The organism is Streptomyces varsoviensis (assembly GCF_000718635.1).
GTDB classification, from domain to species: domain Bacteria; phylum Actinomycetota; class Actinomycetes; order Streptomycetales; family Streptomycetaceae; genus Streptomyces; species Streptomyces varsoviensis.
The window spans coordinates 413,891-438,515 of sequence record NZ_JOBF01000001.1 but is presented as its reverse complement, the minus strand read 5'-3'; the positions used below and the strand labels follow the sequence as shown (position 1 = coordinate 438,515).

The window sequence follows — 24,625 nt, the reverse complement described above, 5'->3', positions numbered from 1 at the left end:
CCCGGGCCGGGCGGGCGGTCGGTCGGGCCGGGCAGTCGGTCGGGCCGGGCGGTCGGTCGGGGCCGTCGGTGGCTCGGGGCCGTTGGTCGCTCGGGTCCGTGGGCGGCCGGGCCCCTCGGTGTCGCCGGCCGGCCCGGGCGGTCAGGCCAGGCGGCCGAAGAGCGGGGGTTCGCCGGAGACGAGGACGCGCCGGACCTCCTGGGCGAGGCGCAGCCGCTGGCTGTGCTCGGCGGCGTCGGACAGGAACGCCCGGTGGGAGCTGACCACGGTGTTGGGGAAGGTGAGGATCTCCTTGTTCACCGGGTGGTCGCAGGGGTTCTCCGGCGCGAACACGTCCGCCGCGTAGCCGCCGAGCCGCCCGTCGCGCAGCCGCTCCAGCACCGCCTCGGGCTCCACCAGGGCGCCGCGGGCCGTGTTCACGAGCAGGGCGCCGGGCGTCAGGGCCTCCAGCGTGTCGTCGTTGAGCATGTTCCGCGTGGTCGCGTCCAGCGGGGCGTGCACGACGACGGCGTGCGCGTCGGCCAGCAGGCCGGCCAGGGAGGGACGGGGGTGGACGCCGTAGCCGCGCATCAGGTCGGCGTGCACGTACGGGTCGTGGGCCAGGACCTGGCCGTAGAACGGCTGGAGCTTGCGGGCGGTGGCCCGCCCGATGCGGCCGAAGCCGATGACGCCGACGCGGCGGTCGGCGGTGCGCGGGGGCACGCCGCCGCCGTGTATGTTCCACTTCCCGTCCTTGACCAGGCGGTCCTGCACGATGAGGCCGCGCTCCAGGGCGAGCAGCATCGCCACGGTGTGGCTGCTGACCTCGTCCACGCAGTAGTCGGGGACGTTGAAGCCCAGGATGCCGTTCGCGGCCAGCAGCTCCGCGTTCAGGTTGTCGACTCCGACGCCCTGCCGGGCGACGACGCGGCAGGTCGGCTTGAGGACGTCGATGACCTCCTGGGTGATTCTGGCCCGGTAGACGGCGACGGCATCGGCCCCTTCCAGGGTGCGCAGGAATTCCTTTCCGCTGACGTCGAAGGCGCCATCGCGGTACGGGCCGAATCGCATATCGATCTCCGCGCCGTACACACCGTGCTCGATATCGGCCCGCGAGGCATCGACGGCCCCTTCCGGACCGACCGCCCACGCGGGGTCGGTGTAAACGACGACGGGCACAGGTCATCACCTCACTGGGCTCAGGGGCGAAAGGGAGACCGCCGGCGCCGCGCGGGCGCGGAATTTCACGGCTCGCGGTTTCCTCCGCCAAGCTATGGCGTGCTTCTTCGCGTACTGTGCGCGGAAAGTCAGAGAACCAGGGTCTTGATACGGGACATCTCGCGCATGGCGTAACGCACGCCCTCGCGCCCGTGGCCGCTGTCCTTGACACCGCCGAAGGGAATGTTGGGCGACTCGAATTGCGGGCCGCCATTGATCACCACGGCGCCGGCCTGAAGTCCGCGCGCCATCTTCATGGCATCGCCGATCCGCTGGGTGAACACGCCCGTCTGGAGACCGTAACGACCGGAATTGAGGTAATTCATCGCTTCGTCCATGCCGCCGACGCGGATGACCGGGGCGCACGGCCCGAACGTCTCCTCGCGCACCAGCGGCGCGTCGCGGTCGACGTGGTCGAGGACGGTCGGCCAGAACTGCGCCCCGTGCCGGTGCCCGCCGGCGCGCAGCCGCGCGCCTCTGTTCACGGCCTCGGCGACCCTCGATTCGACCTGTCCCGCGGCCTGTTCGTCGATGAGCGTCCCGATGTCGGTCTTGGCGTCCCACGGGTCGCCGACGGTCAGCCGCTCGGCCGCCGCCACCAGGAGGTCCGTGAAGGCGTCGGCGACGTCCTCGTGGACCAGGATTCGCTTGACTCCGCGGCAGGACTGCCCCGCCGTCGAGAACGCCCCGGCGGCCGCGGCCGCGGCGGCGGCCGTCAGATCCGCGTCGTCGGCCACGACCAGGGCGCCGCTGTCGCCGAGTTCGAAGGCGCTGCGGATCATCCCGATGCGGCGCGCGATCGCCTTGCCGACGGCTGCGCTGCCGGTGAAGGTGACCATGTCGATGAGGTCGGAGCCGACCAGCGCGTCGCCGATCTCTCGCGGGTCCCCCGTCACCAGCGAGATCATTTCGGCGGGCAGCCCGCTGTCCAGCAGCGCCCGGACGAACAGCACCGCCGTGAGCGGCGCCTTCTCGGACGGCTTGACGAGCACGCTGTCGCCGACGGCGAGGGCCGGCACGACCTTGGTGGCCACCTGGTTGAGCGGCCGGTTGAACGGCGTGATGGCGCAGACCAGGCCGATCGGTTCGACCAGGGTGACCGCCAGCCGGCGCGCCCCGTAGTCCGTGACGTCCGTGGTGATGCTCTCGCCGACGAGGCGCTTGGCCTCCTCCGCGCCGAACCGGAGCTGCGCGACGGCGCGCCGCACCTCGGTGGCCGCGTCCTTACGCGCATTCCCCGTCTCGTCCACGATCGACCGCATGAACACTTCGGCGTCGGCGTGAATGCGATCGGCCGTCCGGGAGAGAACTTCGCTCCGCTCGAAGGCGGTCAGTGAACACCGGTAGCTCTTCGCCGAATTGATCGCATCATTCACCTGCTTTACCGTCGCTTGACCCACCCGCCCCACGACCTCGCCGGTGTAGGGACTGCGCACCTCCACGACACGATCGGACCGCAACCAACGTCCGCAGCTTAAGATCGACTCCATAGTGAATCTTGTCGCTTCCTGCCGGAATTGATCCCTCTTTCACCTTCGGACTCTTGCTGGATGGAATCCTAACGGCTACCCGCCATTCACCGTCAAGACACCCTCCCTTAATGATCGGTCGACGAAGGAATCGCACGGAATCACAATTGAGAGATCACTTCAGGGGAATGACCAATGATTCGATATGGCCGCCGCGCGAGGACCATAGATCCGCACGCCGTCGGATTCCGTGCCGGCCGCCGCGGCGGCCGTCACTCGCCGATGACGATGCCCGCCGCCTTGCCGTACGCGCGCAGTCCGCCGCGCGCCGCGGCGAGATCGCCGAGGGTCAGGCCGGGCATGACCGCGGCCACGTAGTCGGCCATCGCCGCCTCGCGGTCGATGACGTCGCGGTGCCGCCAACGGGCGGCGATCTCACGGCGGACGGGCTCGGCGGCGACGGTGAGACCCAGCCGCCGGGCCGCCGCGCCGGCCGCCTCCGGTTCGGTGAGATAGCGGTAGTCGAGCGAGCCGGGCTCGGGGGAGAGCACTTCGACGTCGAGGGAGGCGATGACGCCCTTCCCCTCGTCGACGAGGCGCCGCATGGAGGCGATGTTGTCGGCCAGCAGCTCGGGACCCATGCCCAGGTGGCCGATGACGAAGCCGACCTTGAGCAGCAGGCCGTGCTCGCGGGCGGTGCGCATGGCCCGTACGTTGTGCTCGAACATCAGCTCCGCCCGGTGGGCCGGGTCGGCCTCCTTGAGGGGGCTCAAGGGCTTGTTCATCGCCTTGAGGGAGACCGGCGACCCGGCGTCCAGGCCCACCATGAGCTGCCGGACGCCGAGGCGGCGGAGCGTTTCCGCGTGGCGGGGGTTGGAGAGCCCGTCGGCGCGCGCGTAGCCCACCATGACCGGTCGGTCGCTCTCCGGCGTGCCCGTCCACCACGGCGGCGCCTGCTCGTACATGGAGCGCAGCAGAGCGCCGAAGGTCAGGGGCAGTTCGTCGGCGGTCAGGTAGAGGTAGTCGTACGTGCGTCGGCTCATGTGCTCGATGAGCCGCCACGCCGCCTCCGGGCCGTCGACCGCGTTCTTCCACATCCCGCCGAACTGGATGGAGCAGAACGAACAGGCGTCGTCCCGGCGGAACTTGATGCAGCCCCGGCCGATCTCCACGGGCATGCCCGCGCGCAGGTCCACGCCGAGCATCTTGCGCAGCCGCGGCGCCACGCGCGTCTGGAAGTTGGCCTTGTACGGCGTGGTGTGGTCGAAGGCGGCGTCGACGAGCTCATGGCGGAGGGCGGTGAAGACCGGCTCGGGCCGCTGCGGCGCCTGGACGACCGCCCCGCCCGCCCACACCGCGATGCCGGGGTAGGCGGCCGGTGCGCGGACCCTGCCGAGGCGCAGGTCGGCGATGAGGTCGCGGAACGGGCCGACGACCTCGTTGCCGCGGAACCCGAAGTCGACGCAGGCGTGGTGGTTGGCCAGGCACCGCTCCGTCAGCGCCGTGAAATGGTCGTTGCCGACCACGGTCCGGATGGCCGGCCGTACCGCCTTGGCATGCGCCAGGATCGCGAGGGCGGCCTCGTACGTGGCGGTCAGGGCGCTGGCGCACACGGCGAGAATGCCGCCCGCGTGGGTGTCGATGTACTCCAGCAGCGTGGGCCAGGGCACGACCGTGCCGTCGATGTAGACGGGGGTCACGCCCGGGACGTCCGCGAGCGCCGAGGCGAGGGTCAAGGCCCCCAGGCTCGGGAAGTTGGACCAGTCGGTGTGGTCCTCGGGACGGGTGACGGTGCACACGGAGCCGTCGAGGACGGTGTTGGAGTTGGGCGGGTTGACGATGATCACCTGGGACATACGCCCGACTCCTCGTCTGAGAGGGCACGTTCACGGCACGTGGGAGGGGCGGAACGGCCACGCTACGCACGGGGGCCGCCGAGGGTGGCCGAAACGGCCGGTCTGGCGCGTTCGGTCTCGGACATGGCCGGATGGCGCGTAGACACGGCTGACGTGTCGCCGCCCCGGACAAGTACGAGCGGGCACGGGCGGGTACGACGCCGTGCGCCGGGCGCGCGGCGCGTCACGGGAAGGGGCTCATGTGGCTTTATTACTCGGGTTGTTGTCGAGCGTGCTGTGGGGCACGGCGGACTACGTCGGCGGGCGGCTGTCGCGGGTGCGGTCCGCGTACTCGGTGATCTTCGTGGCGCAGACGGCGGCCCTGTGCGGCACCGTCGTCCTCCTCCTCGCCGATCTCGCCGCCCGCGCCGCCGCCGGAGACGGACCGGCGTGGAATTCGGCCGCCCTGGCCTGGGGCGCGCTGGCGGGGCTGGCGGGGGCGGTCGCCCTCGGCGCGTTCTACCGGGCCCTGGCCATCGGGCAGATGGGCCTGGTCGCCCCGGTGGCGTCCACGTCCGTGGCGCTCCCCGTCGTCGTCGGCGTCGCCCAGGGCCAGACGCCTCCGCCGCTCCAGTTCGCCGGCCTGGTGACGGCGGGCCTGGGCGCGTGCCTGGCCGTGGCGCCCGAGCTGCGGCCCGCCCCCGGTGCGGGCGTGTCGGCCGCGCGGTCGATCGGCCTGGCGCTGCTGGCCGCCGCCGGGTTCGGCGTCATCCTCATCGCCATCGCCCAGGGCAGCCGGTCGTCGGTCCCCCAGACGCTGCTCGGCCAGCGGGCCGCGTACGTCGCCGCGGTCGGCGCGATCCTGCTGCTCCGTGCCCGTGCCCGTGGTCGTACGCGAGGTGGTGCTCGTGCGCGGGACGGTGCTCGTACGCGAGGTGGTGCCCGTACGAGCGATCGTGCCCGTACACCGGACCGTGCTCGTACACCGGACCGTGCCCGTACGCCCGGCCGTGCCCCCGCCCGTACGCGATCGCCGGGCTGGGGCCGGCGCCACCTCGCGACGGCCGCGGCGGTCGGCCTGGCGGACATGGCGGCCAACCTGCTGTACGCCTACGCCACCCACACCGACCTGCTGCCCGTCGTCTCCGTCCTCTCCTCCCTCTATCCCGTGGCGACCGTCCTGCTGGCCCGGCGGCTCGACCACGAGCGGCTGCGGCCGCCGCAACTGGCGGGCATCACGGTGACCTTCCTCGGCGTCACCTTCATCGCGGCCGGCTGACCGCCTCGACGCGGCCGTTCGCCGCCGCCCGCGCGCCCCGGACCGAGCCGCCGCGGAAGAATCCGAGAAAGTCTCCGCGGTGATGTCGAGAACCCGTGCCCGGCTCCGTCCCCGGGGTGAACACGACGACGAACGCGACCACGAAAGCAGTCACGGAAGCGGCCACAATGGGCCGCACGAGAACCGAGGAGAGTCCCACGATGGCCAAGTATCTGCTGCTCAAGCACTACCGCGGCGCCCCGGCTCCGGTGAACAACGTGCCCATGGACCAGTGGACGCCCGAGGAGGTCTCGGCGCATGTGCAGTTCATGCACGACTTCGCGGCCCGGCTGGAGAAGACCGGCGAGTACGTCGACGGGCAGGGGCTCTCGCCCGAGGGGACGTTCGTCCGGTACGACGGCGAGGGCCGGCCGCCCGTCACCGACGGGCCGTTCGCCGAGACCAAGGACCTCATCGCCGGCTGGATGGTGATCGACGTCGACAGCTACGAGCGCGCCCTCGAGCTGGCCGGGGAGCTGTCGGCCGCGCCCGGGGCGGGCGGGAAGCCGATCCACGAGTGGCTGGAGCTGCGCCCCTTCATGGCCGCGCCGCCCGTCATCACGGAGTGACATGTGACCTCCGAGAACTCGGTGACCTCGATGCCCGCTGAGGTGAACGAGGCCCTGATCAGGAGCCTCGCGCCGAGCGTGCTCGGGGTCCTCGTCCGCCGCGGAGCCGACTTCGCGGCGGCCGAGGACGCCCTCCAGGAAGCTCTCATCGAGGCGTTCCGCGGCTGGCCGGCCGACCCGCCGCGGGACGCGAAGGGCTGGCTCACCACCGTGGCCTGGCGCAAGTTCCTCGACGCGAGCCGGGCGGAGGCGGCCCGCCGGCGGCGGGAGGGCCGCGCCGACGAGGAGCCGGCGCCGGGGCCGGCGCCCTCGGTGGACGACACGCTCCAGCTCTACTTCCTGTGCGCCCACCCGTCGTTGACGCCGTCGTCCGCCGTCGCCCTCACCCTGCGCGCGGTCGGCGGGCTCACCACCCGGCAGATCGCCCAGGCGTACCTGGTGCCCGAGGCGACCGTGGCGCAGCGGATCAGCCGGGCCAAGCGCACCGTCTCCACGGCCCGCTTCGACCGGCCCGGAGACGTCGCCACCGTGCTGCGCGTCCTCTACCTGGTCTTCAACGAGGGCTACTCCGGTGACATCGACCTCGCCGCCGAGGCCATCCGGCTCACCCGGCAGCTCGCCGCCGCGATCGACCACCCCGAGGCGGCGGGGCTGCTCGCCCTCATGCTGCTGCACCACGCCCGGCGAGCGGCACGGACCGCGCCGGACGGCAGCCTGGTGCCGCTCGCCGAGCAGGACCGCGGCCGGTGGGACACCGCCGCGATCGCCGAGGGCATCGAGATCCTGCAAGCGGCCCTGGCCCGCGACCGGCTGGGCGAATACCAGGCCCAGGCCGCCATCGCGGCCCTGCACGCCGACGCGCGCACCGCGGCGGAGACCGACTGGCCGCAGATCGTCGAGTGGTACGACGAGTTGGCGGCGCTGACCGACAGCCCTCTCGTCCGGCTCAACCGCTCCGTCGCCGTCGGCGAGGCCGACGGCCCGCGCGCCGGCCTCGCGGCACTGGCGCCCCTGGACGGCTCCCTCCCCCGCTACGCCGCGGTGGCCGCGTACCTCCACGAGCGCGAGGGGGACGTGGCGACGGCCGCCCGGCTGTACACGGAGGCCGCCGCCAAGGCGGCCAACCTCGCCGAACGCGACCACCTGACGCGCCAGGCCGCCCGCCTCAACACCCGTCGTCGACGCTGACGCCCCAGGAGCCCCGCCGCCCACGGGGGCCGGAGCCCCGCACGCCCGCCCGCGAGCGTTCAACACGTTCACGCTCCCGGGCCGCCGCACGCCTTCCCCTCGTGGAGTGGCCGGTGCTTGATGGATTCAAGGGAGATACAGCCCATTCAGATCTTTCGGCCCCTTCAGAACAGGGGTCCGCCGGGCGAACGCCCCGGCGCGAGACACGAAGAGGAGGTTTCTCACGGGTGTATACATCCGAGTGTGAAAGCGGGTGCGACAGCGAGACACCGCCGCTGTCCGCCTCCCGCACACCGGGCGGCGGGCGGCTCGCCGGCCGGCTGCTGAGCGTCCTGAAGGCCGTACGGGCGACCGGCGGCTCCGCCACCCTCACCGAGGTCGTCCAGCTCACCGGCCTGGCCAAGACCACTGCCCACCGCCTGCTGGCGGATCTGCGGGAGCTGGAGATGGTGAGCCGGGACGGCGAGGGCTACCGGCTGGGGAGCGCGGTGCGCGAACTGGGCGCGCCCAGGGAGGAAGAGCACACCAAGCGCCTCAGGAACGCCCTCAAGCCGGTCCTGCTCCCCCTGCACGAGCAGACGCGCTATGTCGTCGGCCTCGGCGTGCGGAGCGGGGAGAACGTGCGCTTCATCGAGCTGGTCTACAGCGAGCGGTACAGTCCCGTGATCGGGCGGCTCGAAGAGCCGGCGCCGCTGCCCGGCAGCGCCGCCGGCAAGGCGCTCCTCGCCTATCCCCCGGCGCGGTGCGCGCCGGGCCGGGGCGGACGGGACAGCGCCGAGCGGGAGGAGGCCGAGCGGTCGGCGGCGCGGCCGGAGCTCGGCACCGAGCTGGCCCGGATACGGAGCCGCGGCATCGCCCTCGCCGAGCGCGAGTCCGAGCTGGGCCTGTCCGCCGCGGCCACCCCCGTGTTCGGGCCCCACGGGCAGCCGCTGGCCGCGCTGAGCATCGGCGCCGTCCCCGAGATGTTCGACGTCGCGAGGGGCTGCGCGCTGCTGCGCCGCGCCGGGCTGCACGCCCGCCGGGTGCTGCGGCGGCCCCTGCCCGCCGCCGACCGGTGGGGGAACGAGTTCTGAACCGTACGGACGGGCCGGCCCTGGTCCGGGCCGGCCCGCCTGGGACCGTCGGTGCGCCGGCACTGGGTTGTGCCGGCCTGAGTTGTGCTGGTGCAGGCCCTTATACAGGCCCTTACTGGTCGGCCGCCCGCCAGAACGCGGCGAGGTGGTCCTCCATCAGCCGGGCCGTGCCGACCGTCTGCTGGAGGTCCTGGCGCCCCTCCGCCACCTCCCCGGCGACGATCTCCAGGGCCTGGTCGAGTACCTCAGTGGGCCGCTCCTGGTACCCGGCGAAGTAGTCCACCACCTCGGTCGGCAGCCCGGCGTGCTTCTGCAGGGCCGGGGTGAGGATCACGCAGGCCTCGTGCCACAGCGCGACGTCCGCGTGGGCGACCAGCGCGATGGCGGCCGGGTCCGCGTTCAGGCAGAGCCAGTTGATGAAGCCCATGTAGCCGTAGGCGACCGATTCGAGCCGCTGGCCGGGGATCTCCTCCAGCGCGGTGCCGTAGGCGGCGGCGCCGGCGCGGATGTTCCTGCGGTCCGTGCTGACCATCTGGCCGAGGTCGAGCAGGAAGTCCATCGCCGGGGTGTTGGGGAAGCGGCCGGCGGCGAGCGCGATGCAGCCCGTCACGTTGTCCAGGGTGGCGTTCTCCAGCCGGACCAGGGCGGCGATGTCGTCGTCGGTGAGACGGCCGGCGCGCGCCTTGGCGATGTAGGCGTTGTCGGTCGCGACGTAGCGCATCGCGGTGACGAGCCGTTCGGCGGCCGCGCGTACGGACTCGGTCTCCGAGGTGAGAGCGGTGGTCATCGTTTCTCCTTTTCTGTTCCTGATTCCTGTTCCTGACTTCCGGGTTCGGTGGTGCCGGTCGTGCTGATGGTGCTGTCATCCGTGCTGGTGCCGGTGGCGGCGCCCGTTTGCGCGCCCGTCTCCGCGTAGGCGGACGCGACGGCGTCCGAGATGACCTTGGCGGCCCGGACGAGATCGCCCGGCTGGAGCGCGCTGGAGAGCTGGAGGCGGTAACGCGCGCGGCCACGCGGGACGATGGGGAATTCGACGAGGTGGAACAGGGCCCCCTCGGCGCGTGCGAGGCCCATCGCCTTCCTGCCGACCGAAAGCGAGTCCACCTCGACCGGCACGATCGGCGAGGGGTCGCCGAGGACCGTGCACAGCTCGTCGTCGGCGAATTCCCGGCGCAGCACCTCGGCATTCCGGCGGACCGCCGCCCTGCGCCGCTCCCCCTCGGCGGAGACCATGAGGTGCGCGGCGGCCAGGGCCCCGGCGGTCTGCAACGGGGTGAGCGCCGAGGAAAACATGTGCGTGCTGCCGAAATAGCGGACGTATTGGGCGACCGCCGCGGAATTGGTGGCCAGATAGCCGCCGTTGGTGGCGAATGCCTTGCTGAACGAACCGATGACGATATCGATGCGTCCGAGCATGTCCTGCGCGGCGGCGTGTCCTCGGCCGTCCGGGCCGAGTACGCCGATGTCGTGTGCCTGGTCGACCAGGAGCACGGCGTCGTATTCGCGGCAGATTCCTTGCAGTTCCGCGAGATCGGGTGTGTCGGAGTTCATCGAGAACAGGCTCTCGGTGACGACCAGGATGCCGTTATCCGCGTCGTCCGCGCGGATACCGCGCAGCGTCTCGCGCACCGCCTCGTTGTCGAGGTGCGGCGCCCGGGTCACCCGCGAACTGCGGCTCGCGGCGATGCCCTCGTGCAGGCAGGCGTGCGACAACTCGTCCACGACGACGTGGTCGAAGCGCCGCACGAGGGCGTTGAGCGCCCCGAAGCCCGCCGCCCAGCCGGTCGGGAAGAGCACGATGTGCCGCATCCCGGTCAGCTCGGCGAGTCGCTCGGAGAGTTCGCCGGCCAGCGGGGTGTTCCCCGCGACGATCGGCGAACCGGCCGCGTGCGGGCCGTAGTCGGCCAGCGCCTTGGTGATCGCCTCGTGCACGTCCGGGTGGTCGCTGAGGGCGAGATAGTCCTGGCTCATCAGGTTGACCCCGGTGCCGTCGCGCGCGAACTCGTCGCGCACCCGCGTCCGCGGCGCGAGGTGCGAGGTGACCATCTGCTGGTGGTAGCCCCAGACGCCGTCCTCGGCGTACGGGCGGCGCCACTGCTCGAGGGGGCTGACGCGGTGGAGGATGTGCCGTCCCCGGAGGGCGGCGAAGGAGCCCAGGGAACGTCGGTCGTCGTCGCCGTGGCGGGCCATGCGGATGCGCTCCTCGTGTGTCGCGGGGGTGATTGGGGATCGGGTGGGCCGGAAGGGGGCGGAGGCCAGGCCGGCTCTGGCGAGCCGACGTTGTCGGTCAGGGGCGAGACGTTGCCGGTCAGGGGTGATCGGAGTCATTCGGGCGTGATGACCAGGGACGCGTTGTAGCCGCCGAAGCCGAAGGAATTGCTCAGGACGGCCCGTAGCCGTTCGCGGCGCGCCGCTCCGGCGACGAGGTCGACAGAGATGTCGGGATCCGGGTCGGTGAGGTTGGCCGTCGGCGGCACGATCCCGTCGCGCAGGGCCAGTACCGCGTACGCCGCCTCCAGCGCGCCCGCGGCGCCCAAGGGGTGCCCGGTGACGCCCTTGGTGGAGCTGACGGGCACATCGTCGCCGAGGAGGTCGGTGACGACCGCGCTCTCCACGGCGTCGTTGAGGGGTGTGGACGTCCCGTGGGCGTTGACGTAGTCGATGGCGTCCGCACCCATGCCCGCGTCGGCGAGCGCGGCGAGTATCGCGCGCCGTGCCCCGCCCCCGTCGGGATCCGGGCGAACGGGGTGGTATCCGTCGGCGGCGGACCCGTACCCGGCGATCGAGGCCAGCCGGGGCGCGCCTCGGGCCCTGGCGTGCTCCTCGCTTTCGAGTACGACGAAGCCGGCGCCCTCGCCGAGCACGAAGCCGTCCCGCGTGGCGGAGAACGGGCGCGAGGCGGCGGGCGGGTAGTCGCCTCGCCGGGACAGCGCGCGCAGCCGGTCGTATGCCGCGGCGTTCAGCGGCGTCAAGGGGGCGTCGGCGCCCCCCGCCAAGGCGACGTCGAGGGCCCCCGTCCGGATGAGGTCGCGGGCGGTCCCGATCGCGGTCGTACCGGAGGCGCAGGCCGTGGTGACGCTCATGGAGGCACCGAGCAGCCCGAAACGCGCGGACAGTGCTCCGGCCGCAGAGCTGACCAGCCCCAGGGGGATGGTGCGCCCCGCCACCGCGGTGGGCCCGTGCCGCTCCAACTGCGTCTGCTGGGCCTCGATGGTGGCGGTGCCGCCCGCCAGGCTGCCCAACACCACCCCGATGCGCGCGGGGTCGGTCGTCCCGGCGGACCGCTCGGTCGGCTCCCGGACGGCCACCCCGGCGGAGTCCATCGCCTCCTCCGCGGCCACCATCGCCAACTGGGCGTACCGGTCCAGGGCTTCGGCCCGGCTTCGCCCCAGGTGCTCGGCCGGATCGAAGTCCGGGACGGCGCAGCCGAAGTCCACGGGGCAGCCGTCGAGCCCGGGGGCGTGGAGCGCGGTGGGCTCTCCCGCCACGATCCGCCGCCAGTTCGCCTCCGCGCCGATGCCCGCCGCGCTGATCAGTCCCATGCCGGTGACGATCACTCGCGGCGCGCTCATGACGATCGCGCCTCCTTCTGCCGCTCCTGCCGCCGCTGTAAGGCCTCCACGATGTCCTCCAGCGTCGAGCTGGCGGTGAACTCCTCTTCCGGGATGTCGAGGCCGAGGGTGGCCCCGATCCGGTCGGCCAGTTCCACCTGTGCCATCGAGTCCAGCCCGAGCTCCTCCAGGCTGGCGTCATCGCGGATGTCGTCGGGTGCCACTTCGAATGTCGAGACCATCAGGTCGACGACGTCGTCACGGACCATCTGTCGCTCGCTCCTCGATTCTTGGAATGAGGGGGAATTAGGGGAATTACGGGAATTAGGGGTTCGGCGGGATCATCGCGGCCCTCAGGACCACCACCCAGTGCACCGTAAGCACGCCCTGGAAGGCCAGTCGAGCCCCCGTCCCACGGAGCGGAACGGCCCCTTACCGGGCCCCGGCCCCTTCTCGTACGGTCGAAATCCTGAAAACGGAGAGGAGTAATATTCGTGTGCGCAGAAGTAAATCCCGGAGAAAACGAACGGAATTCCGCATGGGATACCGTGGTCACGCCGTATCCGCGGAATTCCCCGCTGCACCGGCTCTTCGAGGAGCAGGTGCGCGAAACCCCGGACGCCCCGTGCGTCGGCGACCGTACCGGCGACGCGAGTGTGACCTACCGTCAGCTCGATCGGCTGGCGAACGCGGTCGCGTGGCGACTGCACGAGCACGGCGTCGCCCCCGGCGACCGCGTCGGCGTCGTGGCGCGGCTCTCGGCGGAGGCCATTGCCGCCATGCTCGGGGCGTTGAAGGCGGGCGGGGTGTACGTACCCCTCGACCCCTCCTTCCCGGCGGGCCGGCTCGCGGCCATGTGCGAACAGGTGGGCGTACGGGCCGTGGTGGGCGATCCGATATCGGCGGAGGGCCGGGAGGAGACCGGCGACTCGATATCGGCTGGCGGCCGGGAGGAGACCGGCGACTCGATATCGGCTGGCGGCCGGGAGGAGACCGGCGATCCGTCGGCCGACGCCCGTATCCGCGTACCCATGCCGCGCCTGGGCGATGGCGGAAGGGACGAACCACCCGCCGTCGAGGACCCGTCGGCGGCCGACGCCGCGTACATCATGTTCACATCCGGAACGACCGGCCGGCCGAAGGCCGTCAGCGTCCCGCACCGGGCGCCGGCCCGGCTCGTCACCGGCGGGAGCCCGCTCGGCGGGAGCCAGCTCGACGTGGGGCCCGGGGACACCTGGCCGGCCACCACCAGCATGGCCTTCGACGTCTCCTGCTTCGAGATCTTCGGCGCGCTGCTGAACGGCGTCCGCCTGGTGCCGCTGGCCCAGGACACCCTGCTCTCGCCCGACGCGCTCGCCGACCGTATCCGGGACGAGCGGGCCACCGTGATGGTGCTCAGCGCTGGGCTCTTCCACGAGATCGCCGCCTGGCGGCCGGATGCCTTCGCCCCGCTGCGCCGGCTGTACGTCACCGCCGATGTGGTCAACGCCTCGGCGGTCCGCGAGGTGCTGCGGCACGGGGCGCCGCGGCGGCTGATCAACGCGTACGGCCCGACGGAGAACGGGATCTTCTGCACCATGCACGAGATCACCGAACTCGCCGAGGAGGAGACCTCCGTGCCCATCGGCCGCCCGGCCGCCAACTCCACGGCCCACGTCGTACGGCCCGACGGCACGCCGGCCGGGGTCGGCGAGGAGGGCGAGCTGTGGGTCGGCGGCGACGGACTGGCCCTCGGCTACCACGGCGACCCGGAGCGTACCGAGGAGCGCTTCGTCGAGGCCCCGTTCCCGGCGGCGCGCGGGGCGCGGCTGTACCGGACCGGCGACCGGGCCCGCAGGCGCGCGGACGGCGGGCTGGACTTCCTCGGCCGCGCCGACCGCCAGGTGAAGCTCAACGGCTACCGCGTCGAACTCGCCGAGGTCGAGAACACGTTGAGCGCCCAGCCGGAGACCAGCGAGGCCGTCGCCGACACCCGTACGACGCCCGCCGGGCGCAGCCGGCTCGTCGCCTGGGCCGTCCCGGCGCCCGCCTCCGGCCACCGGCGAACCGCCGACGAGCCCGAGCACGGGACCGACGACGCGCACGGGGCCGGCGCCGAAGCCGAAGCAGAGGCCGATGCCGATGCCGATGCCGATGCCGATGACAAGAGCGATGCCAAGGCCGATGACGAGGGCCGCGGCGCCTTCGCCCGCGACCTGCGGGATTTCGCGGCCGACCGGCTGCCCGCCTATATGGTCCCCGCCACCGTGCGCGTCGTGGACGAGCTGCCGCGGAACGCCAACGGCAAGGTCGACCGCGCGCGGCTCCCCTCGGCGCTCCCGGCGGCGCGCGCCGAGGTACCGGCGGACGAGGCGCCCGCGACCGGTACCGAGCGGGTCGTGGCGGAGGTGTGGGCGGATCTGCTGGCGCTCCCGGCCATCGGCCGCGACGACGGTTTCTCCGCCCTGGGCGGGCAGTCGCTGCCCGCGGTACGCGCCGTCGCGGCCCTGCAGCACCGGCTGGCCGTCCCCGCCTCGGCGGCGCCGGCGCTGATCAGGCTGCTGCTGGACGGCCCCACCGTGCGGGAGTTCGCGCGTGCGGTCGATGAGATCGCCGCGGGCCGGGGGCGGTCCGGCGGCTACGTCGACCTGCGCGCGGAGGGGGAGCTGGACCCCGGTCTGAATTTCTCGGCGGCGCCGGCCGGCGATCCTCTGGAGCCCGGGCACGTGCTGCTCACCGGGGCCACCGGGTTCCTGGGGGCGTTCCTCCTGGACCGGCTGCTGCACCGTACGGGCGCCACGGTCCACTGTCTGGTCCGGGCGGCCGACGCGGCGGAGGCGCGGCGGCGGCTGCGGGCGGGCCTGCGGCGGTTCGGCGTGGCGGCCGACGCGACGTGGCGGCGGGTCGTCGCGGTCCCCGGCGACCTGGCGGAGCCCGGGTTCGGGCTCGGCGCGGCCGGTTTCGACGCCTTGGCCCGCGAGGTGGACGCCGTCGTCCACAACGCCGCGCGGGTCAACTTCGCCTACCCGTACGACGCGCTGCGCCCCGCCAATGTGGGCGGCACCCGTACGGTGCTGCGCCTGGCCGCCGCGTACCGGCTCAAGCCCGTCCACTACGTGTCCACGATGGACACGCTCGCCGGGGACGGCCTCGCGGGCCGCGCCCATATGCCCGAGGACGAGCTGCCCCGCCACCCCGACCGGCTCGGCGTCGGCTACGCGCAGACCAAATGGGTCGCCGAGAGCCTGCTCCGCGAGGCGTCCGCGCGGGGGCTCCCGACGGCCGTCTACCGCCCGTACGAGATCAGCGGCGCCGTGGACCGGGGCGGGTGGCCGACCGACACGCTGATGTGCGCGCTGATCAAGGCCGTCGCCGACACGGGGCTCGCGCCGGACGCGCCGCTCCCCCTGAACCTCGTTCCCGTGGACTTCGCCGCCGACGCGCTCGTCCACCTCCTCACCCACGAACCGCCGCGCGGGCGGGCGTACCACGTCACCAACGGCCGGCCCGCCGACCTCGGCCTGCTCGTCGACCGGCTGCGCGCACGGGGGCGTACGGTCCGCCGGCTGCCCGCCGGCGAATGGCTCGACGCCATGGCGCACCACGCCGCCGAGGCCCCCGACTTCCCCCTCGCCCCGTTCCTGCCGACGCTCATGGCCCCGGCCGGGCCGGCCGCGGACGACTCCCGGCCGCTGCTCACCGCCGCGCTCCCCGCGTTCGGGCGCGAGAACTTCGAGCGGGCCATGGCGGCGTCGGGCATCGTCTGCCCGCCCGTCGACGACGCCCTCATCGACCGCTACCTGGACCACTTCGAGGCCATCGGCTTCCTCGCCGCCGGGCGCCCCGCCGCGCCGTGAGGCCTAGGGGCGGCGACCGGTCGCGCCGGGCTACTTCTTCGGGGTGCGGAAGCGGCCGAACACCTTCGTGAGGGCGTTGAGCGGTGAGCCGTCCGACGCGCCCGGCCCCAGGACGGAGGCCCTGGGCGCCCCGTCGCCGCCGGTGGCCCGGGCCAGGGCGGCCTGCGCCTCCTCGGCCGCTTCCCGGTAGAGGTCGCGGGCGTTGGTCATGGCGTCCAGCGCCTCGGCGTACTTGGCGACGAGGCCCTGGGCGTGGACGAGTTCCTCTTCCGGGGTGAGCAGGTGCCAGCCGTGGCGCAGCCGCGTCAGGGCCCGTTCGGCGTCGGCGGGCAGCGGTCGCGGCAGCGCGGCGAACTCCTTGATCCGGTCGAGGAGTTCGGTGGGTTCCGAGCCGTCCAGGAAGACGTTGCGCACCGTGTACCGGTCGGCGTCGTACTCCGGGTCGCGCGGCCGCGCGGGCAGCACGACGGCGCCGCCGCGCGGCATGCGCACGCCCAGCTCGCGCTTCATCGCGAAGTCGGCGATCTGCGCCTGTTCCGGCGTGGCGCGGTGTTCGACCACCCGGTGCCGCAGGCTCGGCGGCAGGAACACCGAGACCGGCCGCTGCCCGCGCGCGTCCGGCGTCATCGCCTCGTGCACCACGACGTGGACGTACCAGCTCTGCCGGGTGCAGTCGCGCAGCCGGTGGCGCAGATCGTCGTCGTCCTTCGGGAGGTGGTTGGCCGAGCGCAGCCGCACGTCCTGGAGCGGGTCGTAGTCCCAGGCGAGGCGGTCGCTGTCGGGCCAGAACATGGTGGCGGGCGAGGGCCAGTGCGGTTCCCACGCCCGTTCCGCCTCGGCGGCGAGGACCCAGGTGACGCCGTCGCCCTTCTTGCGGCGGGCCTCGGGATCGTACGTGGTGAGCTGCGCGCGTACGGTCACGTCGTCGCTCACCCGCCAGCGGGCCTCGAAGAGGCGGCGGGCGGCGGGGCCGGGGTCGGCGGACTCGTCGCGCGGGTGCAGGACGGTGGAGCGGGCCGCCTCGGCGGGTTCGAGGTCCAGGAAGTCGTCGAGCACCCCGGCCGCCTTGAGGGCGATCAGGTTGCGCCGGGCGTCCTGCTCGGGTTCGGGCCCCAGGTGGCGCCCGCACGCCAGCCACACGGAGTCGGGGGCGGTGGTCGAGGAGGTGCTGTTCTTGGCCATGGAGTGTTCTGTGGGTGTTCGGGGCCCGACCAGTGTGGTCTGCGGACCTGGCGGTCATGGTCTGTGAACCTGGCGGTCATGCTCGGTGAACCTGGCGTACGGTCCGGGAACCCGTCGTGCGGTCCTCGGGCCCGGCGTACGGTCCTGACGTACGGTCGTGAACCTGGCGAGGGAAGCGGTACCCCCTCCACGGCCCGACCACGCTCGACGAGTGGTGCGCGGAGTCGGGCGAGGACGGACTCGAACCGGATCCTATAGCGGCCCCCTCGACGGACGAGGGAACGCGGCTCCGACACCAGCGCGCCCTGGGACCTCGGCATACGCGCGACGGGGGTTCGCGGGGCGCGCGGTCGGCGGGGTGCGCCGTGTTCGCGGGGGTCGCCCTGGTCGCGGGGGGCGCCGTGGGGACCGACCGGGTGTGCGGGCCCTGCGGACGCTCGGGCGGCGGGCGGCGGGCTACCGGGTTCAGGCTCGGCGGACGGCTCGCCGGCCGCTCAGCCGCCCTTCGCCGGCGGCCCGGCGGCGATGACGGTGTCGAGCATCGCGCGGGAGGCGCGCAGGGCGTCGATGCTGCGGGTGATCCGCTCGCTCTCGTCCTTGAGCTGGGCGACGAGGTCCGGGCAGGTGGGGACGAGGCGGTCGCCGTCCGTGCGGACGCAGGGCAGGATCTGGGCGATCAGGGCGGTCGGCAGCCCGGCGGCGAGCAGGCAGCGGATGCGGTGGACGGTCTCCACGTCCGGTTCGCCGTAGACGCGGTAGCCGCTGGGCAGCCGGTCCGGTTCCAGCAGCCCTTGCTGCTCGTAGTAGCGCAGCAGCCGCTCATGCACCCCGGTGCGCCGGACCATCTCCTTCATCCGCATGCGGCTCGCCTCCCGGCTCGCGACTTGACTCTGACACTGATGTCGGAGTTTAGCTTCGTCGGCATGAACTCCCTCGACACGACCCTCACCGGCGCGACCCTCACCGGCGCGGCCACCGTCGGCACGAACTCCAGCGGCACGCCCCCGATCGACACGAGCACCGCTGAGCGATCCCTCCCCGCCCCGCGCCTCGATACCGTCGTACGGGGCAGCGGCCCCGGGCTGCTGCTGGCCCATGGCGCCGGGGGCGGCATCGAGGGCAACTTCGGCCTCGTACTGGACGACCTCGCGCGGGACCACACTCTCGTCGGACCGCACTACCCGGGGGCGGGCGGCACCCCCGCGGCCACGGCCCCCTTGGAGCTGGACGACCTCGCGGACCAGTTGGTCGCCTCGGCCGTCGCGGCGGGCCAGGAGTCGTTCGCGGTGCTCGGCGAGTCGCTGGGCACCGCCGTGGCCGTACGGGTCGCGGCGCGCCACCCCGAGCGGGTCACGGCGCTCGTCCTGACCGCGGGGTTCGCCGTCGCGGACCCGGTCCTGGCGCTGGCCGCCCGGCTGATCGGGGTGCTGGGCGGCGCGGGCCGGTGGGAGGAGGTGGCCCGGCTGGCGACCGTGTCGGTCATGTCCGCGGCGGAGCTGGCGGAGATCGCGCCGGCCGACCTCGACGCCAGGGCGGCCCGGACCCTGGCCGGGCTGCCGCCGGGGATGCGGGACCACTTCGACCTGGCGTCCCGAGTGGACGTCCGGCCGGACCTGGGGAGCATCGCCGTGCCGACCCTGGTGGTGGCCCCGACCGGCGACCGGCTGGTGCTGCCCGAGAGCTCGTACCGCCTGGCGGCCGGCATTCCGAACGCCGAACTCCTCGAACTCCCCGGCGCGGCCCACATCCTCGGCGAGCCCGACCGCGTGACGTGGCTACGGCACGTACGCGCCTTCCTGGCCACCGCGACCGGTGGACCGGCCTGACCGCTCCATCGGGCTCAGCCTCCGCCGGCGTCCCGCCGCACTCAGCGGGCTACGGGCTCAGCGGACCGCGGACTCAGCAGACCACGGACTCAACGGGCTACGGCCTCAGCGGACCACCGGTTTGCCGCCCGAAAACGGGCGGAATTCGGAAGCTGGATCGCCACTACCGGACCTGCCGCACCACTGATGTCGCGCGCTAACTTCTGCGGTGACCTGTTTCTCGGGCTCTCGGCCCCTGGCTCGTCGACCGGGGGCCGAGCCCCACTTCGCCGAGGAGCGCCACTTCATGAGCACGCATATCAGCCGCAGGAAGTTGCTGGGAGGGGTGGCGGCGACCGTCGCCGCGGCCGGAACCGGCCTCACCCTCGCGAGCCCACGCGCCATCGGCGCTCAGCGGCAGGCCGACACGCTGCCTCTGACGATCGTCAACAGGACGGGAAAGTTCGGCAATTCGTCGATATGGGTCTACATCGTCGGCAACCAGGGCGATCGGCAGGTCCGCGTCACCCGGGACGGCAAGGCCGTGCCCGTACAGCTCTCCGACAACGGGGCCGGCGGCTGGACCGACTACGCCATTCCGCTGGCGGGGAACGGGGACACCAAGCTGTCGGTGCCCCGGATGTCCGGCCGGATCTACGTCTCCCTCGGCAGCAAGCTGAAGCTCAAGGTCGTCAAGGACGGGGCGGGCAGGCCCGCGCTGCAGTACCCGGCCGGGTGGGTGTCCGGTGACCCGAACTACAAAATCCTGCACGACAGCGCCGAGTTCACCTTCGACGCGGGCGGCATGGGCTGGAACACCACCATGGTGGACATGTTCAGCGTCCCGCTCGCCCTCCGCCTCACGGGGTCCAGGACCCAGACGGCGGGCACCCTGAAGCCGGGGGCGCGGGCCAAGATCTTCTCGGACGTCGCCGCCGTGCCCGCGTTCAAGCCCCTGGTCCTCGGCGGTGACCTGCGCGTCATCGCACCCGGCCACGGCCTGGACGCCGGCCTGTTCGCCAAGGACTACCTCGCCCCGTACGTCGACCAGGTGTGGAACGCGTACACGTCCAAGGACCTCAAGGTCACCACCAACGCGGGCACGTTCACCGGCCGGGTGCGCGGCGGGAAGCTCACCTTCACCGGCCCGGCCGCCGTGTCCATCGCCAAGCCCTCCACCCGTGACGTGCTCTTCTGCCACGGCGCCCTGGCGGCCCCCAACGACGGCCTGTCCGGCCCGGTCGCCGCCGTCCTCGGCGCGGCCCTCAACCGCACCACGCTGCACAACACCCCCAACCAGCCCGCCACCGACCCGGCCGCGTTCTATCGGGAGCGGCTGACCAACCACTACGCCAAGGCCATGCACGCGGCCTCCACCGACGGCCGCGCCTACGGCTTCGCCTTCGACGACGTCGCGGGCTTCGCCCCCTACATCCACGACCCGGCCCCCACAGGAATGACCCTCACCCTGACCCCCTTCTAACCTTCTGACCTTCTGAGCCACCCCCGGCGCCCCCGCGACCAACCGCCGCGGGGGCGCCGCTCCCTCCGCCCACGCTCTCTTACGCGGCGCTCTTCCCCGCCGCCGTCGAAGCCCTCGAACGGCGCGACGCCGGGCTGCGTCGGCTCACCGCCGCGCCGCCGGCGGCCGGGAACCCGGCGCACACCGCCATCACCCTGCCCGAGCCGGGTCTCGATGAGCGCCATGAGCCGGTCGGCCTCGGCGGAGGGCGGTAACCACGGCCGTACGCCGCCGCGGTGGCCGCGTTCAGTGCTGAGCCCGCCGCGCGTGCCGGGGCAGGAGGGGGACAGACAGCAGGGTGAGAACGTAAGGGCGGCGCAGACGGCGAAGACGAGTTTGGCGGCGGCGAAGTAGGAGTGTGTGGAGGGGCGCCCCACGCGGGCGAAGAAGGCGGTGCCCAGGGCGGCGACGCCGATGGCGTTGGTGAACTGCTGGACGGCGTTGAGCATGCCCGCGCCCGTACCGGCCTCCTCGGCGGTGGCGTCGCCGAGGAGGTAGTCGAACAGCGGGATGAACACGAGGCCCGCCCCGAGCCCGGTCAGGAACAGCGCCGGCGTCGGCTTCCAGACGGTGAGGCCGGCGCCCCAGTGGGCGGTGGACCACCACAGGCCGAGTACGCCGACGGCGGCGGTCGACAGGCCGTGCGCAGGGCGGTGCGCCCCAGTCTCGCCGCGAGCACGCTGCGCCTCGCCGAGGGCATGCTCGCCATCCTGCTCGCGGGCGGCATCGCCCCGCGGGCCGCCGCCTGGGGCATCGACGCCCTGACGCTCTACGTCAACGCCTACACCTGGGAACTGCCCCTGCTCAGCCGCTCCGGCGACGAGTGGGCCGCCGGACGCGAGGAGGTGCTGCGGCGGTTCGCCCAGTTCCCCGACGCCTTCCCGCAGACCAAGCGCTACGCCGCCGAACTCGCCTCCGGCGCCGAGCACGAACGCTTCGACTTCACCATCGGCCTGATCCTCGACGGCCTCACCCGCCGCTGAGCCCCCGGCCCCCCCGCCGCCTCCGTACGGTCCGTACGGGCGCGACTCGCCGCCCTCAGGGGCCGGGCGCACGGTCCGTGGTCAGTGCCGTCAGCTCCCGCAGCCACAGGTTGGGCAGGTCGGCCGCGCCTCGCAGCGAGGCGTCGGTGGTGAAGCCGACGCTCACCCGGCCGTTCAGGCTCATCAGCACCACGGACAGCGGGTGGCCGGCGGGGAGGAAGTTGAGCGGGAGGACTTCGCGTACCGGCGCGCCCGCCAGGCGGAGCGGGTGGGCGGGGCCGTGGACGTTGCTGGCGAGGAGGGTGCTGCGGTCGGGGTGGAAGTAGCGTTCCACGCACCACGCGCCGAGGGCGCGGGGCAGCCCCCGGAACACGCCGTGCACCACGGGATGGCGCAGGGCGCGCGCCAGGCCCCCGGTGCGGGCGGCGACCGCGGCGAGCCGCTCGCCCGGCGTGGCGAGGTCCACGGGCAGCGTGACGCGCACGGGGAGGTGGCGGTTGCGCAGTTCACCGCCGCGTGGCCGGCGGATGTCGACCGGACACAGGACCCGTACGGCACGCAGCCCGTCGGCGGCCCCCTCCCCCGCCCACGTGCGCACCGCCCCGGCCAGCGCCGCCAGGTAGACGTCGTTGACGGTCGCGCCGTGCCGGCGGCCGACACCGCGCAGCACGTCAAGGCGGGTGTGGGCGAAGTGGTGGCGCAGCCGGGGCGGGGCGTCGGACCGTACGTCGGCGAGCCGGTCGGCTGAGCCGGCGCGGGCCAGCAGCGGGCCGGCCACCGCCCGGCTCGCGCGGGCCAGGTCGAGGACGGCCCGCCCGGCGGCCCCGGCCCTGGTCCCGGCCCCGACGCGTCGTGGTGCGGCGCGGAGGGCCGCGGACGGCGCGGGCCCAATGTCCTCCGGGCCCTCGGGGTCCTCCGGGTCCCCGGAGTCCTCCGGGTCCCCGGCGGAGCAGAGCGCGGCGAGGACGGCCGCGGCCCCGGCCCCGTCGAGCAGGACGTGGTCCCCGCGCCACAGCACCGCGAACCGGCCACCCGCCAGGCCCGCCCCGCCCGGCAGACCCAGACCCGTAGCCCCCACCACGCCCTCGTCGCCTGCCAGGCCCGTACCGCCCGGCAGGCCCGTATCCCCCACCAGAAACTCGTCGCCCGCCAGGCCCGTACCTCCCGGCAGGCCCGTGAGGACCGCGCAGTCCCAGCCCGCCGCGGGCAGCGGCCGGGCGGCCTCGGCGTCGAGTGTCCGGTGCCAGTGCCCCGCCGCCGCGTCGGCGGCGTTCACGGGCGCGTACCGCAGCCGGCCGCCCGACCCCTCGGCGCCGCCGAGCGCGGGAAAGGCCGCCACGGCACGTTCCAGGACCGTCCGCAGCAGGGCGTCCTCGGGCACCGGCCCGGCGCACACCAGGGCCGCTCCGATGGCCAGGCTGGTCCGGGGGTGCCCGGCCCGGTAGGCCGCGAGCCCCGCGTCGGAGAGCAGGACCGCCCCGGCGGCCGGTCCGGGTCCGGGCCGCCGCGGCTCGCGGCCCTTCTCCGGGCGGGGCGTCCGCGCCCCTTCCCGCGCCGTGGCCACGGCCTACACCGCTGCCCGCTGGCGCGCGTCGCGCCGGTCGAAGGCGCGGCTGAGGTAGGCCGCGTCCACGTCGGGGGGGTCGGGCAGGTCGCCCACGTCCTCGCGCAGATGGGTCCGGTCGTACGTACGGCGCTGCGCGCTGAAGTCGAGGAGGTGGCCCGCGTGCTGAAGGACGAGGGCTTCGTAGCGGGAGGGGTTGCGTACGGCCGGGACGACGGTGAGGCGCAGGCCCGGGTAGAGGGTCCGCAGGGCCTCGCGGGCCGTGGGGAAGGTGACCTCGCGGGGGTGGGTGATGTGCACGGTACGGACGCCCGCGCCGGTGCGGGCGCGCCCGGCGGCGGCCACGCGCATCAGGGCCGCGGCGGCGTAGTCGACCTGGAGGAGGTTCATGGCGCCGTGCGGGTCGCCCTGGAGCCGCAGGGGCAGGACGCCGCCGCGCACGGGGCGTACGAGGGGCCCGCCGGTGGGGGGCAGGAGGGCGTCGTCGACGAGCCGGGACACGTAGTCCAGGGGCTGCGCGGGCAGTCCGGCGGGGGCCGAGCGGTCGGCCACCAGCAGGCTGGGGCGGGCGATGGTGGCGCGGCGGCCCTTGGCGGCGGTCCAGGCGCGGATCATGCGCTCGGCGGTGTACTTGGTCTCCTCGTAGCGGGTGTGGAAGCCGTCGGCGTCGCTGAGGTCGTCCTCCATGATGTGGCCCGCGTCCCGGCGGCCGGCGACGAAGGCGGTGCTCACGAACACGAGGTGGGCGTCGGGGGCCCGGTCGGCCAGGTCCAGTACCGCGCGGGTGCCGCGGACGTTGGTGCTGAAGAGGTCCGACTGGTCGCCGGCGAGGTGCAGTTGGGCGGCGCAGTGCCACACCTGGGCGGCGCCGTCGGCCGCCGCGGTGAGCTCTTCCGGCGGCAGCCCCAGCGCCGGGCGGGTGAGGTCGGCGCCGACGCAGCGCACGCGCTGCCACGCGTCCGGCGGCAGGGGCGGGCCGTCGTGCGGGCCGTCGAGCCAGCCGACGGCGGCCTGGACGCGCTCGCGCAGGGACTCCGGGGAGCCTCGTCCCAGCACCGTGACTCTTTCGCGCGTCTCCTCGGCGAGCAGGTGCCGCAGGACGCGGCTGCCCAGGAATCCGGTTGCTCCTGTGATGACGACTGACACAGCGCGCTCCTTAGCGAGTTCCCGTCTCGGCGCCGCCCGGGGCGGCGTATACCGCCCGATCCGATCACCGCGGCGACGGTCCTCGCGTCCGGCGCCCCTCCCCGGGCGCTCCGCTTCCGGGGCCGGGGGCCGGACAGGCCATGCCCGGCAGGGCGTTCTCGAATTCACTCCGACGAGTGAACGCAGGTGAATGAACCCCTTTTCACCCTGTTCAGCGTTTCTCAGGCATTCGCCCTTGATAGGCGACTTCAACCGCTCTTGACGGCAATCGGCTATTACGGTGCGTCCGCTGGCAGTGGCGCGCGCGGCCGCCCGCCGCCGCCGACAGCCCCGGCGACAGACCCGACGGCAATCCCGACGACCGACCGCTGACAACCCCGCTGACAG

Annotated in this window: 19 protein-coding genes and 1 pseudogene; 8 read left to right on the top strand and 12 right to left on the bottom strand. The window is 73.5% G+C overall.

Going from position 1 to position 24,625, the window contains the following annotated elements; translation table 11 throughout:
- Positions 1-141 precede the first annotated feature (141 nt).
- The 3 genes from IF55_RS01860 to IF55_RS01850 form a co-directional block, all read right to left on the bottom strand.
- Positions 142-1,158, bottom strand: a complete 1,017-nt coding sequence (locus IF55_RS01860) for a C-terminal binding protein (RefSeq protein WP_030881748.1) — start codon at positions 1,156-1,158, stop codon at positions 142-144.
- 128 nt (positions 1,159-1,286) lie between these two features.
- Positions 1,287-2,687 carry an aldehyde dehydrogenase family protein gene (locus IF55_RS01855; RefSeq protein ID WP_030881744.1) on the bottom strand — a complete coding sequence of 467 codons (1,401 nt, stop codon included), beginning with the start codon at positions 2,685-2,687 and terminating at the stop codon, positions 1,287-1,289.
- Between the two features lie 251 nt (positions 2,688-2,938).
- Complete coding sequence (locus IF55_RS01850) at positions 2,939-4,522, bottom strand: B12-binding domain-containing radical SAM protein (protein ID WP_030881740.1); 1,584 nt, start codon at positions 4,520-4,522, stop codon at positions 2,939-2,941.
- Between the two features lie 241 nt (positions 4,523-4,763).
- Here IF55_RS01850 and IF55_RS01845 point away from each other — a divergent pair, with 241 nt between their 5' ends.
- The 4 genes from IF55_RS01845 (at position 4,764) to IF55_RS01830 (ending at position 8,649) form a co-directional block, all read left to right on the top strand.
- Positions 4,764-5,780: an EamA family transporter gene (locus IF55_RS01845; protein ID WP_157854341.1), complete on the top strand. Its 1,017-nt coding sequence runs from the start codon at positions 4,764-4,766 to the stop codon at positions 5,778-5,780.
- A 200-nt stretch (positions 5,781-5,980) separates the two neighbouring features.
- A complete protein-coding gene (locus IF55_RS01840; protein ID WP_030881732.1) occupies positions 5,981-6,388 on the top strand; it encodes a YciI family protein in 408 nt (135 codons plus the stop codon).
- Positions 6,389-6,430: 42 nt separating this feature from the next.
- Entirely contained in the window at positions 6,431-7,576 is a 1,146-nt protein-coding gene (locus IF55_RS01835; RefSeq protein ID WP_037964454.1) for an RNA polymerase sigma factor, read from the top strand.
- Positions 7,577-7,803: 227 nt separating this feature from the next.
- On the top strand, positions 7,804-8,649 hold the full coding sequence (locus tag IF55_RS01830) for an IclR family transcriptional regulator (RefSeq protein WP_030881727.1): 846 nt from the start codon (positions 7,804-7,806) through the stop codon (positions 8,647-8,649).
- Positions 8,650-8,761: 112 nt separating this feature from the next.
- On the opposite strand, the gene IF55_RS01825 is transcribed toward IF55_RS01830, so the two are convergent.
- The 4 genes and pseudogenes from IF55_RS01825 to IF55_RS01810 all read right to left on the bottom strand — a co-directional run.
- Positions 8,762-9,436, bottom strand: a complete 675-nt coding sequence (locus tag IF55_RS01825) for a hypothetical protein (RefSeq protein ID WP_030881724.1) — start codon at positions 9,434-9,436, stop codon at positions 8,762-8,764.
- A complete protein-coding gene (locus IF55_RS01820; RefSeq protein ID WP_169767178.1) occupies positions 9,433-10,839 on the bottom strand; it encodes an aminotransferase class I/II-fold pyridoxal phosphate-dependent enzyme in 1,407 nt (468 codons plus the stop codon). Before IF55_RS01820 ends, IF55_RS01825 begins: the two co-directional genes overlap by 4 nt.
- Before the next feature lie 134 nt (positions 10,840-10,973).
- Positions 10,974-12,221: a beta-ketoacyl-[acyl-carrier-protein] synthase family protein gene (locus IF55_RS01815; protein ID WP_030881720.1), complete on the bottom strand. Its 1,248-nt coding sequence runs from the start codon at positions 12,219-12,221 to the stop codon at positions 10,974-10,976.
- Positions 12,218-12,475: pseudogene (locus IF55_RS01810) on the bottom strand (acyl carrier protein); the annotation flags it as partial. The pseudogene IF55_RS01810 and the gene IF55_RS01815, both read right to left, overlap by 4 nt.
- A 273-nt stretch (positions 12,476-12,748) precedes the next feature.
- Here IF55_RS01810 and IF55_RS01805 point away from each other — a divergent pair.
- Positions 12,749-16,036, top strand: coding sequence for an amino acid adenylation domain-containing protein (locus tag IF55_RS01805; RefSeq protein WP_051776152.1), 3,288 nt, complete (start codon positions 12,749-12,751; stop codon positions 16,034-16,036).
- A 30-nt stretch (positions 16,037-16,066) separates the two neighbouring features.
- On the opposite strand, the gene IF55_RS01800 is transcribed toward IF55_RS01805, so the two are convergent.
- Together IF55_RS01800 and IF55_RS01795 are read right to left on the bottom strand one after the other, a co-directional pair.
- Positions 16,067-17,218 carry a hypothetical protein gene (locus tag IF55_RS01800; RefSeq protein WP_030881710.1) on the bottom strand — a complete coding sequence of 384 codons (1,152 nt, stop codon included), beginning with the start codon at positions 17,216-17,218 and terminating at the stop codon, positions 16,067-16,069.
- Positions 17,219-17,712: 494 nt separating this feature from the next.
- Positions 17,713-18,078, bottom strand: a complete 366-nt coding sequence (locus tag IF55_RS01795; RefSeq protein ID WP_030881708.1) for a MerR family transcriptional regulator — start codon at positions 18,076-18,078, stop codon at positions 17,713-17,715.
- A 39-nt stretch (positions 18,079-18,117) separates the two neighbouring features.
- Here IF55_RS01795 and IF55_RS01790 point away from each other — a divergent pair, with 39 nt between their 5' ends.
- Entirely contained in the window at positions 18,118-19,044 is a 927-nt protein-coding gene (locus IF55_RS01790) for an alpha/beta fold hydrolase (protein ID WP_245661017.1), read from the top strand.
- Between the two features lie 286 nt (positions 19,045-19,330).
- Positions 19,331-20,506 carry a glycoside hydrolase family 64 protein gene (locus IF55_RS01785; RefSeq protein ID WP_030881702.1) on the top strand — a complete coding sequence of 392 codons (1,176 nt, stop codon included), beginning with the start codon at positions 19,331-19,333 and terminating at the stop codon, positions 20,504-20,506.
- Here IF55_RS01785 and IF55_RS39930 read toward each other — a convergent pair.
- On the bottom strand, positions 20,503-21,063 hold the full coding sequence (locus tag IF55_RS39930) for a hypothetical protein (RefSeq protein WP_030881699.1): 561 nt from the start codon (positions 21,061-21,063) through the stop codon (positions 20,503-20,505). The two genes, IF55_RS01785 and IF55_RS39930, sit on opposite strands and share 4 nt — an antisense overlap.
- Before the next feature lie 69 nt (positions 21,064-21,132).
- Here IF55_RS39930 and IF55_RS01775 point away from each other — a divergent pair, with 69 nt between their 5' ends.
- Positions 21,133-21,528 carry a TetR/AcrR family transcriptional regulator C-terminal domain-containing protein gene (locus tag IF55_RS01775; protein WP_342668253.1) on the top strand — a complete coding sequence of 132 codons (396 nt, stop codon included), beginning with the start codon at positions 21,133-21,135 and terminating at the stop codon, positions 21,526-21,528.
- Positions 21,529-21,583: 55 nt separating this feature from the next.
- On the opposite strand, the gene IF55_RS01770 is transcribed toward IF55_RS01775, so the two are convergent.
- Together IF55_RS01770 and IF55_RS01765 are read right to left on the bottom strand one after the other, a co-directional pair.
- Positions 21,584-23,092, bottom strand: a complete 1,509-nt coding sequence (locus IF55_RS01770) for a WS/DGAT domain-containing protein (protein ID WP_030881694.1) — start codon at positions 23,090-23,092, stop codon at positions 21,584-21,586.
- Between the two features lie 3 nt (positions 23,093-23,095).
- On the bottom strand, positions 23,096-24,238 hold the full coding sequence (locus tag IF55_RS01765) for an SDR family oxidoreductase (RefSeq protein ID WP_048831409.1): 1,143 nt from the start codon (positions 24,236-24,238) through the stop codon (positions 23,096-23,098).
- Positions 24,239-24,625: the final 387 nt, after the last annotated feature.